Origin of the sequence: Intrasporangium calvum (assembly GCF_028446585.1) — a bacterium.
Classification (GTDB): domain Bacteria; phylum Actinomycetota; class Actinomycetes; order Actinomycetales; family Dermatophilaceae; genus Intrasporangium; species Intrasporangium calvum_A.
Map to the genome: position 1 here is coordinate 1 of NZ_JAPFQL010000089.1, position 14,559 is coordinate 14,559.

Consider the following 14,559-nt stretch of genomic DNA (forward strand, 5'->3'; position numbering starts at 1 on the left):
GCCGGGCGGGATCGCGTGCCGATCCTGCTCACCCGGGCCACCAGCCTGCCTGGAGCCACGGCTGAGGCACTGCGTCGGCTGGCGCCGAGCCGCATCGTCGTGGTCGGGGGCAGCTCGACGGTGTCCGACGACGTCCTGACCCAGCTCCGGGCGCTGGCGACGTCCGGCTCCGTGTCCCGCTATGCCGGGGCCGACCGCTACGCGACCGCGGCCCGGGTCGCCGCTGAGTACACCTCGGCCGCCACCGTCTACGTGGCCTCCGGTGAGACCTTCCCGGACGCCCTGTCCGCGGCCGCGACGGCGGGTCGCGACCGGATGCCACTCCTGCTGACCCGCGCCGACAGCCTGCCGACCCCGACGAGTGACGCACTCAGCCGCCTCAACCCGTCCCGTGCCTACGTCGTGGGCGGCCCGGCCACCATCACGGAAGCAGTGCGCGAGGCGATCCTCGTCGCGATGTCCCGCTGACAGCGCGGCCCCGCCAGACGGGGCCGCGTGGACGGGCCTGCACTCAGCGTGGCCGGACGACCCGACCCTCGTCCCACACGGGCTCGGGCGCCTCATAGACCCGCCCGTCCTCCCCGAACACGAGGAAGCGATCGAACCCGCGGGCGAACCACCGGTCGTGCGTCACCGCGACGACGGTCCCCTCGAACTGATCGAGCCCCTCCTCGAGGGCCTCGGCCGACTGGAGGTCGAGGTTGTCCGTGGGCTCGTCGAGCAGCAGCAGGGTCGCGCCGGACAGCTCGAGCAGCAGGATCTGGAACCGCGCCTGCTGCCCGCCGGACAGGGACTCGAAGCTGCTCCCCCGCCCGGGCCAGGCCGTAGCGGTCGAGGGCGCGGGCCGCCTCCTCGCGCGGCTTGCCGGCCCGGTGCTCGTCACCGCGGTGCAGGATCTCGAGGAGCGTGCGTCCGAGCAGGGACGGGTGGTCGTGCGTCTGCGCGAACCACCCCGGCCGGACCCGCGAGCCCAGCCGGACCACGCCGGTGTGCTCGACCGGTGCGGGCCGGACGTCCCCGACGGGCTGGTGCTCCCGCTCGGGGTCGGTGCCGCCGGCCGCGAGCAGGCGCAGGAAGTGGGACTTGCCGGACCCGTTGGAGCCCAGCACGGCGACCCGCTCGCCGTACCAGACCTCGAGGTCGAAGGGCCGCATCAGACCGGTCAGCTCGAGCCCGGTGGCCACGATCGAGCGTTTGGCGGTCCGCCCGCCGGTGAGCCGCATCCGGACGGTCTGGGTGAGCGGGATCGCCTCGGGCGGTCCGGCCTCGACGAACTTGGCCAGCCGCGTCTGGGCGGCCTGGTAGCGTGACGCCAGCCCGTCGTTGTAGGCGGCCTTCTGCTTGTACATCAGCACGAGCGCCTTGAGCTTGGCGTGCTCCTCGTCCCACCGCCGGCGCAGCTCCTCGAGCCGGGAGTTGCGGTCCAGGGGGGGCCTGGGCGTAGCCCGCGAAGGGCCCGGGGTGGACCCAGAGCGTGGCGCCGACGGCACCGGGCTCGAGCGTGGCGACTCGGGTCGCGACGCGGCCGAGCAGCTCACGGTCGTGACTGATGAACAGGACGGTCTTGGGTGAGGCGATGAGGGCGTCCTCGAGCCAGCGCTTGGTCGGCACGTCGAGATAGTTGTCGGGCTCGTCGAGCAGGAGCACCTCCTCAGGCCCGCGCAGGAGCGCCTCGAGGACGAGCCGTTTCTGCTCGCCGCCCGACAGCGTCGTCACCTGCCGCCACTGCGCCTTGTCGTAGGGCACCCCGAGCGCGGCCATGGTGCACTGGTCCCAGACGGTCTCCTGCTCATAGCCTCCGGCCTCGCCCCACTCGACGAGGGCGTGGGCGTAGGCGAGCTGGTCCTCCTCGGAGTCGCGCTCCATCATGAGCAGCTCGGTGCGGTCGATCTCCGCGGCTGCGGCGCGGATCCGCTCCGGGGCGACCGAGACGAGGAGGTCGCGGACCGTCGTGTCGTCGCGGACCTTGCCGATGAACTGACGCATGACGCCGAGGCCACCCGATCGCGTGACGGCCCCCTCGTGCGGTTCGAGGTCGCCGGCGATGATGCGGGTCAGCGTCGTCTTGCCGGTGCCGTTGGGCCCGATGAGGGCGACCTTGGCGCCCTCGCCGACGCGGACCGAGACGTCCCGGAGCAGGACCCGCCCGTCGGGCAGGGTGAAGGTGACTGAGTTGACGTCGACGTGTCCCACGAGCGTCAAGCGTTCCGTATGCCGCTGGGCTCGGTCACCCGGTTATCCGCGCCGGGTGCCCTTCCGCGCTGGCTCATTCCCGCCTCACCGACGCCTCATCCCCACGTCCAGGAGTCGAGCACCGCGGCGAGGGCGGCGAGCGCCTCGCGCTCGTGGTCGGGGTCGTAGGTGACCCGGATGGGGAAGGCCCGCCCCGCGTAGATGCTGATGGCGTAGACGTGCCTGGTGCGCGGCGAGGCGTCGACGATGACGCCGGCCGAGGGGTAGCCGGCCACGGTCCGCCCGGGCAGGGCACCGAGCGTCCCCTCGCCCGAGAACCCGTCGGCCAGCTCGCTGACGACCTCGTCGAGGCTGCGCGGCCCGACGCCCAGGACCTGGTCGACGGCGATGTAGTAGGGCAGGGTGCCGTCCCGGGGGGCGATCATCGAGTCCGGCCGCGGCTCGGCGTCGGGGTGCACCTGCTCCCAGTCGCGGGGGAGGCTGTAGGCGTAGTCCTGGCCGCGGACCCGCTCGTCACCCAGCGCGACGGAGGGCAGGTCGGTCGGCAACGAGACGAGCCGCAGGCCGGCCACCACCGAGGACGAGGGCGTGGCGGTCGCGGTGGGGACGGCGATGATCGCGGTCTGCGGCGCGTTCGTCGCGGGGTCGGGGGCTGTCCCGCTGGCGCAGCCGGCTGCGGATGCCAGGGCACCCAGCGTCAGGCTGAGCGCGACGGCGGGCACCACCGCGAAGGGGCGTACGGCTAGGTCCACGTCCAGCTCTCGACGATGTCGGCGAGGGCGGCGTCAGCGGTGGCGGTGGCACTCGTGGCCGAGCTGAGCGTCAACAGATAGACCCGGCCGTCGCGGTGCAGGCCGTAGGAGCGGGCCCGGACGTCGATGCCCTGCTGGCTGAACGTCGTCGTGAAGCCGAGGGCGCGGAGCCCGCCGACGGTGATGTCGGGCGCCGCCGAGATCGACCGGCCCTGGTCGGCGAGCTCGTCTCGGCCCTGGGCCAGCTCCGACTCGAGCAGCGCCGTGTCGCCGGATGCGACGTGGACCACGAGGTTGGTGTTGAAGCCGCCCTCCTGCTCGGACGACATGAGCACGAGGTCGATCCCGGGCACGGCGCCCACCTCGTCGGTCGCCTCTCCCCAGCCGCTCGGCGGGAGGACGGAGTAGGTGCCGCTGCGGCCGGCGACGCCATCGGCCGCGTCCACGGGCCCGGAGGGCGAGCCCGTCGAGGCACCGGCCGTCGCGCTCGAGGTGGACCCAGTGGCGGCGGACGTCGAACCAGCCGATCCGGTCGGCGTCCGGGACGGCGAGCCCGCGTCCGAGCACCCCGCCAGCAGCAGTGCCGCGGCGACGCCGGCCGCTGAGGCGCGCCGAAGGGACCGCAGCGTGGTGACGGGTCGGTGGAGCATGGCCAGATCAAACCACAGTGGGCTGATCAGGACGGCACGTCCTCCACAGCCGGCTCCTCACGCCGGGCCCGGGCGGTCTCGGCTCGACTCGCGAGCTGGGAGTCCGGCGGGTAGGTGACTGCTTCGAGGCTAAGGCCGTGCGCCGCCATGACCCGCACCTCGGAGGCGCGCTCAGCGCGCCGCTGCAGCTGGGACGGCCACTCGGGCGGCCGCCGCCCCTCCCCCACGGCCACCACGGCCCCGACGAGGGAGCGGACCATCGAGTGGCAGAAGGCGTCAGCGCGAACCGTCGCTGCCAGGACGCCGTCGTCGAGCCGGCGCCATCGATACTCGAGCAGCGTGCGGATCGTCGTCGCGCCCTCGCGCCGCTTGCAGAACGCCGCGAAGTCCTTGAGCCCGACGAGTGCCTGGGCGGCCTCGTCCATGCGCGCCAGGTCGAGGGGCCGGGGCCACCACACGGTGTCGTGGCGCCGGAGCGGGTCCCGGGGCGCCTCGGAGTCGGCGAGACGGTAGAGGTAACGCCGTTCCTGCGCCGCGAAGCGGGCATCGAACCCCTCCGGCGCCGGACCCACCCGGTGGACGACGATGTCCGGGGGCAGCAGGCCGCTGAGCCGCCGGACCAGCGCCTCGCCCGGAGCCCGGTCGGACCGGCCCGGCAGCCCGGCGAAGACGTCGGGGTCGACGTCGACGTGGACGACCTGCCCCCGCGCGTGGACGCCGGCGTCGGTGCGGCCGGCCACGGTGGGGGTGACCGGCTCCGGGGCCCGCAGGATGGTGGTCAACGCCGCGGTGAGCTCGCCCTCGACGGTGCGCAACCCGGGCTGGGCCGCCCACCCGGAGAACGACGTCCCGTCGTAGGCCAGGTCGAGGCGCAGGCGGACCGTCATCGCAGCGGCGCCTCGAGGGCAGCGAACACGGCCCGGCCGATCCGGCTCGCGCGGATGATCCCGCTGTCCTGATCGGGCTGGGCCCGCTGCATGAGGGCCATGGCATAGTCCCGGCCACCGCCGCGGACGTCACCGACACTGTTGATCACCCACGGGTCGTCGACGAGCATCCAGCCGTTCTTGACGTGGACCTTCACACTGGAGGTGCGCACGGTGCCGACGCCCCACCGCTGTCCGTCGACCACCCGGCTCATCAGGTCGAGCACCGTGGCGTCGTCGTCGGGATGGGTGATCGGGTTGCCGCCATGCAGGGCCTGCATCAGGCGGACCAGGTCGTTGGGCGTCGTCAGGGTCAGGCCCCAGTGGTCGGCGGGGTCAGCGGCCGCGGTCGTCGCCATGCCCAGCTCTCCGGCGAGCTTCGCCAGGGCCGAGTGGCCACCGACCCACGCGTAGAGGGCATCGGCGGCCGCGTTGTCGCTGCGGGTGATGGCCAGGCGCGCCTGCTCCTGGCGGGCCGCGGAGAGCCGTTGGCCGGCCGCTCGGGCCCGGCGCAGCGCGGCCGCGACGACGAGGACCTTGGCGACGCTGCCAGTGCGCACCGGAGCATCACCCCGGTAGTGCCACCACGCCCCGGTCCGCCGGTCCAGCACGCTGACGCCGATGACGCGAGACCGGCCGCCCATGGCCCCGAGGACCGCTTTGGAGAGCGCGGCCCGCCCGGACGTGTCGACCCGCGCCGACGGAGCGGGCACGGCGCTGCGGGCGAGGGAGCCCGCCACGTCGAACGCGCGCCGCGAGGCGGCGGCGACCCGTCCGGTCAGCGCGTCCCCGATGCTGGCGGTCGCAGCCGAGAGCACCGCGACCGGCAGGAGCAACAGGACACTGCGGCGCCCCGGCGACAGCGGGGCCGACGGCAGCGCTGGGGGGCGGGTCGGCTGCTCGCCGCGCGGGCGGATGGACTGCACCGCGTCATTGTGTCGCACTGAGGCGGGTGAAACGTCAAGGTGCGCCGCCCCTCCCGCTCCGAGCCAGGACACGACCGGAAAAACACACCGCACTGACCCGACATACGGGTCAGTGCGGTGTGTGGTGGCTGGCAGTCAGCCTGGTGTCACTCGGACTTGGAGCCGGCCTTCTTGAAACCGGCGGCCTCGGCGTCCTCAGCGGACTTGAACCAGAACTCGGCGACGGTCTGGTCGTACCACTGGCCGTCCGGCTCGTGGTAGAGACCCGAGTCGGCGTTGCCCTTGACGGTGTAACCCTCGGGGGCGGAGCCGTCCTCGTTGGCCGGGGCGGCACCAGCCGGCAGGTCGACGGCGGGAGCGTCGGCCGCGGCGTCGACGAGGGCGACCGGCTCGGTCGCGGCCTCGGTCTCGGCAGCCTTCTTGGCCGCGCTGTCCTTGGCGGCGCGCTTCGTCGCAGCCTCGGCCTCCTTGACCGTCGCCTTCTTGGCCGACAGCGGCTCGCGGACGAGCTCGACGACGACCATGGGGGCGTTGTCACCCTTGCGGGCACCGATCTTCGTGATGCGGGTGTAGCCGCCGTTGCGCTGGGCCATGTCCGGCGCGATCTCGGCGAAGAGGCGGTGGACGACACCCTTGTCACGCACGACCGTCAGGACGCGGCGACGGGCCGAGAGGTCACCCCGCTTGGCGAAGGTGATGAGGCGCTCGGCGAGGGGGCGCAGGCGCTTGGCCTTGGCCTCCGTCGTCGTGATGCGGTCGTGCTCGAAGAGCGACGTCGCGAGGTTGGCGAGGATCAGCCGCTCGTGAGCGGGACCGCCACCGACGCGGGGACCCTTGGTGGGGGTAGGCATTGTGTTCTCCTAGAAGGGGATCCGACCAAGCCGCAGGTGGAGTCCGAGTCGAGGCTCCGGCAGCGAGGTCAAGCGGTTGGTCAGAGCTGCTCGTCCTCGACGAAGGACTCGTCGTCGTTGTAGTCCTCGTCGCCGTAGTTGTCCACGAGGGCCGACGGGTCGAACCCGGGCGGGCTGTCCTTGAGGGCCAGACCCATGCCGACGAGCTTGGCCTTGACCTCGTCGATCGACTTCGCACCGAAGTTGCGGATGTCGAGCAGGTCGGCCTCGCTGCGGCCCACGAGCTCACCCACGGTGTGGATGCCCTCGCGCTTGAGGCAGTTGTAGGAACGAACCGTCAGGTCGAGGTCCTCGATCGGCAGCGCCAGGTCGGCGGCCAGCGCAGCGTCGGTCGGCGACGGGCCCATGTCGATGCCCTCGGCCTCGACGTTGAGCTCGCGCGCCAGGCCGAAGAGCTCGACCAGGGTCTTGCCCGCGGAGGCCATCGCGTCGCGCGGCGTCATCGAGTTCTTCGTCTCGACGTCGACGATGAGGCGGTCGAAGTCGGTGCGCTGCTCGACACGGGTCGCCTCGACCTTGTAGGTCACGGCGAGCACCGGCGAGTAGATCGAGTCGACCGGGATGCGCCCGATCTCCTGGTCACCGGACTTGTTCTGCTGCGCGGAGACGTAGCCACGGCCGCGCTCGACGGTCAGCTCCATCTCGAGCTTGCCCTTGTCGTTGAGCGTCGCGATGGCCAGGTCGGGGTTGTGGACCTCGACGCCCGCCGGCGGCGTGATGTCACCAGCGGTGACGACACCGGGGCCCTGCTTGCGCAGGTACATCACGACCGGCTCGTCGTGCTCCGAGGAGACGACGAGGCCCTTGATGTTGAGGATCATCTCGGTGACGTCCTCCTTCACCCCGGGCACGGTCGTGAACTCGTGGAGCACGCCGTCGATGCGGATGGACGTGACCGCGGCACCCGGGATGCTCGAGAGCAGGGTGCGACGGAGGCTGTTGCCGAGCGTGTAGCCGAAGCCGGGCTCGAGCGGCTCGATGGTGAAGCGGCTGCGGTTGTCCGCAACGACTTCCTCGGAGAGCACTGGACGCTGTGCGATGAGCACTGTTCGTTTCCTTCCCACTCGCGACCGCTATATGACGCGTAGTGAAACTGCCCGGTCTCGCCCCGGGCGGGCTGGGTCGGCTCTGTCTGCGAGCCCAGCCCCGGGTCAGAGGTTCCGTATGCCGCTGAGCTGGCCCAGCGGCATACGGAGCCTCTGGTGGTGGCTCAGTTCTTGGAGTAGAGCTCGACGATCAGCTGCTCGGTGAGCTGCGAGTCGATCTGCGCGCGCACCGGGAGCTGGTGGATGAGGATCTGCAGCGAGCCCGGGACGACCTGCATCCAGGCCGGGACGGGACGCTCGCCGAACGTCTGGCGAGCCAGCTCGAACGGGAAGGTCTCGACGGACTGCTTGCGGACCGTGATGACGTCGAACTGCTCGACGCGGTACGACGGGACGTCGACGCGCACGCCGTTGACCTCGAAGTGACCGTGCGTGACGAGCTGACGCGCGTGACGACGCGTGCGGGCCAGGCCCGCGCGGTAGATCACGTTGTCGAGACGGGACTCGAGGATCTGAAGCAGGTTCTCACCGGTCTTGCCGGGGCGGCGGGCCGCCTCCTTGTAGTACCGGACGAACTGCTTCTCCATGACGCCGTAGGCGAAGCGAGCGCGCTGCTTCTCCTGGAGCTGGGTGAGGTACTCCTTCTCCTGGATCCGGCGACGGCCGTGCTGGCCGGGCGGGAACGGGCGGAGCTCGAAGTTCTTGTCGCCGCCGACGAGGTCCATCTTGAGGCGGCGGGACTTCTTGGTGATCGGGCCGGTGTAACGAGCCATGACTTATCTACTCTCCGTGGTCTCTGGCCGGATCAAACGCGACGGCGCTTGGGCGGGCGGACACCGTTGTGCGGCGTGGGCGTGACGTCGCTGATCGCGCCGACCTCGAGGCCGGCGGCGGTGAGCGAGCGGATCGCCGTCTCGCGGCCCGAGCCCGGGCCCTTGACGAAGACGTCGACCTTGCGCATGCCGTGCTCCATGGCGCGGCGGGCAGCAGCCTCGGCAGCCATCTGGGCGGCGTACGGGGTGGACTTGCGCGAGCCCTTGAAGCCGACCTGGCCGGCGGAGGCCCACGAGATCACGGCACCGGTGGGGTCCGTGATGGAGATGATCGTGTTGTTGAACGTGCTCTTGATGTGAGCGTGCCCGTGGGCAACGTTCTTCTTTTCCTTGCGACGAACCTTCGTCACACGAGCCTTGGGAGGCATGTTTCTCCTACGTCAGAACTGAGTCGATGAGGACGCGACCACGCGGGTCAGCGTCACTTGGCCTTCTTCTTGCCGGCCACGGTGCGCTTCGGGCCCTTGCGGGTGCGCGCGTTGGTCTTCGTGCGCTGACCGCGCACGGGGAGACCACGACGGTGACGAAGGCCTTCGTAGGAGCCGATCTCGACCTTGCGGCGGATGTCGGCCTGAACCTCACGGCGCAGGTCACCCTCGAGGCGGTAGTTGCCCTCGAGGAAGTCACGAAGCGCCACGAGCTCGGCCTCACCGAGGTCCTTGACGCGGGTGTCGGGGCTGACGCCAGTGGCGGCCAGCGCCTCCTTGCTACGGGTGCGACCCACACCGAAGATGTAGGTCAACGCGACCTCGACGCGCTTGTCGCGCGGAAGGTCGACTCCAACAAGACGAGCCATGTTGGTGGTTCTCCTGATTTCTGTTTCGCGGAGGTCTGGTGCAGTCACCGGTCCGGTTTCATGTCCGTCCTTCAGAACGGGCGGACCCCGGTCCCTGGCCTCCGTGCCAGGGGTGACGTCCTGCGCCGACGCGACGGTCGGTCATCAGGGGCCGGGTGCTGCGGTTTACATCATGTGCGTGCGGTCGAAGCTCGACGACACTGCAGGGTGTGGGTCTCTGCTCAGCCCTGGCGCTGCTTGTGGCGCAGGTTGTCGCAGATCACCATGACCCGACCGTTACGGCGGATCACCTTGCACTTGTCGCAGATCTTCTTGACGCTCGGCTGAACCTTCATCTGCCTGCTGTCTTCAGATCGCGCTCCTGCCGCTGTCGACCCGTGCGAGGGCCGCCACCGTCAGGTGCTGTTGGGTAATCGGGAGTTGGTTGCTTCGTGCGCGTGCCCTCGCGGGCCCGTGCGCTCAGCGGTAACGGAAGACGATCCGACCGCGGGTCAGGTCATAGGGCGAGAGCTCCACCACGACCCGGTCCTCAGGGAGAATCCGGATGTAGTGCTGGCGCATCTTGCCCGAGATGTGTGCGAGCACCTTGTGACCGTTGGTCAGCTCGACCCGGAACATTGCGTTCGGGAGAGCCTCGACGATCGTGCCCTCGATCTCGATGACACCGTCCTTCTTGGCCATGTCCTCCGTCAATCTGTTGGCGGCCGACCCTGGATGGGTTGGCACAGGGGATTGGATGGCATGCAGGCGCACGACACCCAAGGATCAAGATTACGCCACCGCGCCGCATACTGCTAATCGGCTCGACCCCTCCCGCAACACGCCCGGCGCCTCGCAACGCACCCGTGCTGCCACGCGTGGAGTTGCGAGGTGCGGGGCGTGTCGCTGGGTCCTCCTCCGGGAGGATTCCGTATGCCGCTGGGCTCGGTACCGTGCCCTCGTGACCTCCACGCCGTCCCCCACGCCCGCACCGGCGCACCGCCCGGGCCGGTGGGTGGCGCTCGGGGCCCTGGCAGTGGCCCTGGTCCTCGCGGCACTGCTCGCTGCGGGGTCCGACGTCCATGTCGACCTCCCGAAGGAGTACCAGGGCGGCGCCGCCGAGCGACCCCCGACGTTCTGCGGCTCGGCCTACGACGTGGCCCTCTTCGAACGCAACGGCTACATGGGGGGCGAGGTCCCGCTGAACCAGGCCGAGATCGACGCAGCCTGCGTGCGGGCTGCGGACTGGCGGATGGTGCTGGGCGGGGTGCTGGCTCTGACCGGAGGCACTGCCGCGCTGCTCGCCGGCTGGTCAGCCCTGCGAGTCCGGCGGGCGCGGCATGCCCTGCGTCGTCTGGACATGACGGGCCCGCCGGACCCGGCCCCGCTCGTCGACCGGGTCGGCGCGATGATCGGCCTCTTCTACTTCCTCGTGTCGATCACCGCCGCCGGGGTGCTCGGCCTCCAGGTCTGGTGGGTCAACCTGAAGGAGCAGCCGGCCGCGCTCGCCTTCGTCGGCATCGCCTTGGGGGCCGTCCTGCTGCTCTTCCTGCCGCGGCTGCCCCGAGAGACCTTCGCCGCGTGCGGGATCCTCGCGTTCCTCCTCTACGGAGGTGGGGTCATGCTCGGGCTGCCCACAGTGGTGATGGCGCTCGTCGCCCTCTTCGGGGTCACCCTGTGGACCGACCGCCGCAGCGGCCTCTGGGCCCTGGCCGCCTCGCTCGGCTCCCTGGCGCTCGCGGTCCTGCTCTTCTTCTTCCGCTACGGGTTCTATCTGCCCTCGATCCAGACCTTTCTCTCCGACCGGGTCGCCCTCTTCCTCTTCAACAGCTCCGGGGTCGTGGTGCTGACCTGGGCGGTGGCCGACCAGGTCAGGGCCGCCCGCGAGCGGACCGCGCTCCAGGCCGAGGCGGCCAGCCGGGCGGCCGAGGCGGCGGCCCATCAGCAGGCGGAGCAGGCGGCGCGCGGCGAGGTCGAGGCGCTGGCCGACCGGCAGCGCATCGCCCGCGAGATGCACGACGTCGTCGCCCACGGGCTCTCGGTGATGATCGTCCAGGCCGACGGGGCCCGGTTCGCAGCGGCCGGGGACCCCGCCGCCGCCACGACGGCCCTGGCCACCATCGCCGCGACCGGCCGCGCGTCACTGTCGGAGATGCGCCGGCTGCTCAGCCTCTTGCGCGACGACACGGCCCCGGTCCCCGAGGGGCCGCAGCCCGGCCTCGCGGACATCGGCGGCCTCGTCCGGACCATCGCTGACACCGGCCGTGAGGTCCGGTTCGTCGTGCACGGCGACCTACCCGGTCCAGGCTCGACCGACGCGGTGGGGGTCACGGCGTACCGCACCGTTCAGGAGGCCCTGACCAACGTCATCAAGCACGCTGGCGCCGATGCGCGGGCCTGGGTCACCCTCTCGGTCGACCCGCACCGCGTGGTCGTCGATGTCGTCGACGACGGCACCGGTCCGCAGACCGCGGGGGCGACCGGTCACGGGCTCAAGGGCATGGCCGAGCGGGTCGACATGGTCGGTGGACACCTCGTGACCGGACCCGACCCCCGGGGCGGGTTCCGGGTCCTCGCGACGCTCCCCCGGGACGGCGAGGTCGCCGGATGAACGGCGAGGTCGCCGGATGATCCGGGTCATGATCGTCGACGACCAGGCACTCGTCCGGGCCGGCTTCGCGATGCTCGTGGGGTCGCAGGCGGACCTCTCGGTCGTCGCCCAGTGCGTCGACGGGCAGGACTGCGTCGACTGGCTCGCCCGACAGGCACCTGCACCGGGCCACGGGAGCAGCGAGCCCGACCCCGGCGTCGACGTCATCCTGATGGACGTGCGCATGCCGCGGATGGACGGCATCGAGGCGACCACGCTGATCGCCCAGCGGTACTGCACGACGAAGGTCATCGTGCTCACGACGTTCGACCTCGACGAGTACGCCTTCACCGCGCTGCGGGCGGGGGCGTCAGGCTTCCTGCTCAAGGACGCCCCTCCGGAGGACCTCCTCGCAGCGATCCGGACGGTTCACGCCGGCGACGCGGTGATCGCACCGTCGACGACCAGGCGCCTCGTCGAGACCTACGTGCGAGCCGTGGCGGCTCCGCAGGCGCTGGTCGACCGGACCGCCACGCTGACGGATCGGGAGCGGGAGGTGTGGCTCGCGATCGCGCAGGGCCTGACCAACTCCGAGATCGCTGCAGCGCTCTTCGTCTCGGAGACGACCGTCAAGACGCACGTGGGCCACATCCTGGCCAAGACGGGGCTGCGGGACCGGGTCGCCCTCGTCGTGCTCGCCTACCAGGCCGGCGCGCTGTCTCCCCCGGGCACTCCCTGACCTTCCCCCGCAACACGCCCGCCGCCTCGAAACTCACCAGTGCTGCAACGCGTGGACCTTCGTGGCCGCGGGCGTGTTGCGGTGTGGGCGGAGCTGTCGGGCCGCCCGGATCCGTGACCCGATCAGCTCGGGCCGGTCGAGTTCGGACCACACCACGCGCACGACCGGGTGACCGAGCCGGCGGATGGCGTCCTCTCTCTTCTTCTCGAGCCACACGACCTGTCCGGCGGACTCGGGGCCATCCGGGTCCGCGCCGTCGGCGCGGTACTTGACCCGACCGTCGAACTCGACGACGACCCCCTCGACGAGCAGGTCGACCCTGGCGACGAAACGCCCGTCCACGTCGCGCAGCTCCACCTGGCTCTCGTGCTCCAGACCGAGGTCGTCCACCACCAGTCGCGTCCGGGACTCACCCGGCGACTCGGCCCGGCCGTCCATCACGAGAACGCACTCGAGCGCCCTGCTCCGCCCCTCGTGCGGGCTCAGCAGGGCGACCTCGGCGCGCAGCTCCTCCTCCGTCGTCCGCCCCGAATGGAGTGCAGCGTCTCCGGCGACCACTGCACACTCCGCCCCCATGGTCAACGCCGCCCGGACCACGGCCCGGGCAACCGACACCGTGCGCACCCCGTCGACCTCGACCACGTCCACGCCCGCCGCCGGATGCAGGTGGAGCCCGTTGCGCGACGAACCGCGCCGCGTCCGTGTGAGCAGGTCGATCCGGGCCGGGTCGTGCGCCCACAACGGCAGGCCGTGCACCGCCAGGGCTGCGTGATGGCTGAGCACGTCGCCCGGTCGGCTCCGCGCGATGGCGCTGGCCCTGAGACGGAACCTCGCGTCCTCGTCGCTGGCGCCCCACAGCACCCCGCTCACGAACGCGCCGCGGCGCACCCGGACCACGGCGCCGGAGCGGGTGGCGGCGAGCAGATCGGCGTCCGTCACGCCTCGCGCGTAGGCCTGCGCTGCGCTGAACGTCCCGCCCTGGGAGCCCGCCAGGGCCTGAAGTCGTGTGTCCATGGGAGCAGGCTCAGCGGCATACGGCCGCCGCGGTAGCGCCAGCGGACGGGCAGTGGACAACGTGTCGCCACCCCAAGGGATGTGGACAACCGCAACACGCCCGCCTCCTCGCAGCTGAACAGTGCTGCAACACGGCGAGATCCGAGGCTGCGGGTGTGTTGCGGGACAAGCGGCTCATCCCATGGGAGGAGCCCCGAGTGGGCCTGCAGGGCGATGCGGGGATCCCGACCCCGCTCCTAGTGTCGATCAGGTGACCTCCTCCACACTCGAGATCCCATCAGGGGAAAGCGATTTCGACCTGGACGCCGGTGACGGACTGGCAGCAGCCGTCATCGACCTCGCGGCGATCGCCGCGAACGTCCGCACGCTGCGCTCGACTGCCGCGGTGCCCGTCATGGCCGTCGTCAAGGCGGACGCCTTCGGCCACGGCGCCGTCCCGGTCGCGCGCACCTGCCTCGCGGCCGGAGCCGCCTGGCTCGGCGTCACTCGGATCAGCGAGGCCATCGCCCTGCGCCGGGCCGGCATCGCGGCGCCCGTCCTTGCCTGGCTCCATGACACTCGGCTGGCCGCCCGGGCGCTGCGCCACGACGTCGACATCGCCGTGAGCAGCCCAGGCGACCTGGCCCTCGTGGCCACCCACGGCGCCTCGGCTCCCGTCCGCGTCCACCTCAAGCTCGACACCGGCATGCACCGCAGTGGCTGCCCGGCAGAGGAGTGGGCCGGTCTGGTCCGCGCCGCAGCCGTCCTCGAGCGCGCCGGCACGGTCCGGGTCGTCGGCATCTGGTCGCACCTGTCGCACGGCGGCGAGCCAGGCGCGGTCGCGACCCACCGGCAGCTGCTGATGTTCCGGATCGGTCTCGACCTCGCGCGCGGCGCCGGCCTCCGCCCTGACGTCGTCCACCTCGCCAACACGGCCGCGACGCAGGCCAACCCGGCCCTGACGCGTCACGACCTGGTGCGCATCGGGGCCGGGCTCTACGGCATCGGCACCGGACTCACGCCCGCAATGACTCTCACCTCGCGTGTCACCCAGGTGCGGCACGCCCCTGCTGGACGCGGGGTGGGCTACGACCACCTCCACCGGACGACTCGCAGGACCAACCTCGCGCTCGTCCCCCTCGGCTATGCAGACGGCATCCCCCGCGCCGCGACGGGCCGGGCCGAGGTCTGGGTCCGGGGCCGGCGCGCGCCTCTCATCGGCTGG

Annotated in this window: 16 protein-coding genes and 1 pseudogene; 4 read left to right on the plus strand and 13 right to left on the minus strand. The window is 71.5% G+C overall.

Annotated features, from left to right (window positions below):
- A partial coding sequence (locus OO014_RS16525) for a cell wall-binding repeat-containing protein (protein WP_272463424.1) occupies positions 1–468 on the plus strand: 468 nt, incomplete at its 5' end.
- A gap of 43 nt (positions 469–511) precedes the next feature.
- Here the strand turns inward: OO014_RS16525 and OO014_RS16530 are convergent.
- From OO014_RS16530 to infA, 12 genes and pseudogenes are all read right to left on the minus strand, one after another.
- Positions 512–2,193 (minus strand): annotated as a pseudogene (locus OO014_RS16530) (ABC-F family ATP-binding cassette domain-containing protein).
- A gap of 95 nt (positions 2,194–2,288) precedes the next feature.
- Entirely contained in the window at positions 2,289–2,945 is a 657-nt protein-coding gene (locus OO014_RS16535; protein WP_272463425.1) for a hypothetical protein, read from the minus strand.
- Positions 2,936–3,595 carry a hypothetical protein gene (locus OO014_RS16540; protein WP_272463426.1) on the minus strand — a complete coding sequence of 220 codons (660 nt, stop codon included), beginning with the start codon at positions 3,593–3,595 and terminating at the stop codon, positions 2,936–2,938. Before OO014_RS16540 ends, OO014_RS16535 begins: the two co-directional genes overlap by 10 nt.
- A gap of 26 nt (positions 3,596–3,621) precedes the next feature.
- Entirely contained in the window at positions 3,622–4,482 is an 861-nt protein-coding gene (gene truA / locus OO014_RS16545) for a tRNA pseudouridine(38-40) synthase TruA (RefSeq protein WP_272463427.1), read from the minus strand.
- Positions 4,479–5,447 carry a serine hydrolase gene (locus OO014_RS16550; RefSeq protein WP_272463428.1) on the minus strand — a complete coding sequence of 323 codons (969 nt, stop codon included), beginning with the start codon at positions 5,445–5,447 and terminating at the stop codon, positions 4,479–4,481. Before OO014_RS16550 ends, truA begins: the two co-directional genes overlap by 4 nt.
- Before the next feature lie 146 nt (positions 5,448–5,593).
- On the minus strand, positions 5,594–6,298 hold the full coding sequence (gene rplQ, locus OO014_RS16555) for a 50S ribosomal protein L17 (protein ID WP_272463429.1): 705 nt from the start codon (positions 6,296–6,298) through the stop codon (positions 5,594–5,596).
- A gap of 80 nt (positions 6,299–6,378) precedes the next feature.
- Entirely contained in the window at positions 6,379–7,404 is a 1,026-nt protein-coding gene (locus tag OO014_RS16560) for a DNA-directed RNA polymerase subunit alpha (protein WP_272463430.1), read from the minus strand.
- A 164-nt stretch (positions 7,405–7,568) separates the two neighbouring features.
- Positions 7,569–8,177: a 30S ribosomal protein S4 gene (gene rpsD / locus OO014_RS16565; protein WP_272463431.1), complete on the minus strand. Its 609-nt coding sequence runs from the start codon at positions 8,175–8,177 to the stop codon at positions 7,569–7,571.
- A 32-nt stretch (positions 8,178–8,209) separates the two neighbouring features.
- Positions 8,210–8,605 (minus strand): 30S ribosomal protein S11, encoded by a 396-nt coding sequence (gene rpsK / locus OO014_RS16570; RefSeq protein WP_272463432.1) that lies wholly within the window; start codon positions 8,603–8,605, stop codon positions 8,210–8,212.
- Between the two features lie 53 nt (positions 8,606–8,658).
- The gene (rpsM, locus tag OO014_RS16575) at positions 8,659–9,033 is read right to left on the minus strand and encodes a 30S ribosomal protein S13 (RefSeq protein ID WP_272463433.1); all 375 of its coding nucleotides are present in this window, start codon (positions 9,031–9,033) and stop codon (positions 8,659–8,661) included.
- 221 nt (positions 9,034–9,254) lie between these two features.
- Entirely contained in the window at positions 9,255–9,368 is a 114-nt protein-coding gene (gene rpmJ, locus OO014_RS16580; RefSeq protein WP_007928044.1) for a 50S ribosomal protein L36, read from the minus strand.
- 124 nt (positions 9,369–9,492) lie between these two features.
- Positions 9,493–9,714: a translation initiation factor IF-1 gene (gene infA / locus OO014_RS16585; RefSeq protein WP_006946284.1), complete on the minus strand. Its 222-nt coding sequence runs from the start codon at positions 9,712–9,714 to the stop codon at positions 9,493–9,495.
- A 259-nt stretch (positions 9,715–9,973) separates the two neighbouring features.
- Between infA and OO014_RS16590 the strand changes: the two genes are divergently transcribed.
- Both OO014_RS16590 and OO014_RS16595 read left to right on the plus strand, forming a co-directional pair.
- Entirely contained in the window at positions 9,974–11,623 is a 1,650-nt protein-coding gene (locus OO014_RS16590) for a histidine kinase (protein WP_272463434.1), read from the plus strand.
- 16 nt (positions 11,624–11,639) lie between these two features.
- The gene (locus OO014_RS16595) at positions 11,640–12,341 is read left to right on the plus strand and encodes a response regulator (RefSeq protein WP_272463435.1); all 702 of its coding nucleotides are present in this window, start codon (positions 11,640–11,642) and stop codon (positions 12,339–12,341) included.
- A 33-nt stretch (positions 12,342–12,374) separates the two neighbouring features.
- On the opposite strand, the gene OO014_RS16600 is transcribed toward OO014_RS16595, so the two are convergent.
- The gene (locus OO014_RS16600) at positions 12,375–13,355 is read right to left on the minus strand and encodes a type IV toxin-antitoxin system AbiEi family antitoxin domain-containing protein (protein WP_272463436.1); all 981 of its coding nucleotides are present in this window, start codon (positions 13,353–13,355) and stop codon (positions 12,375–12,377) included.
- Positions 13,356–13,605: 250 nt separating this feature from the next.
- Between OO014_RS16600 and alr the strand changes: the two genes are divergently transcribed.
- A partial coding sequence (gene alr, locus OO014_RS16605; protein WP_272463437.1) for an alanine racemase occupies positions 13,606–14,559 on the plus strand: 954 nt, incomplete at its 3' end.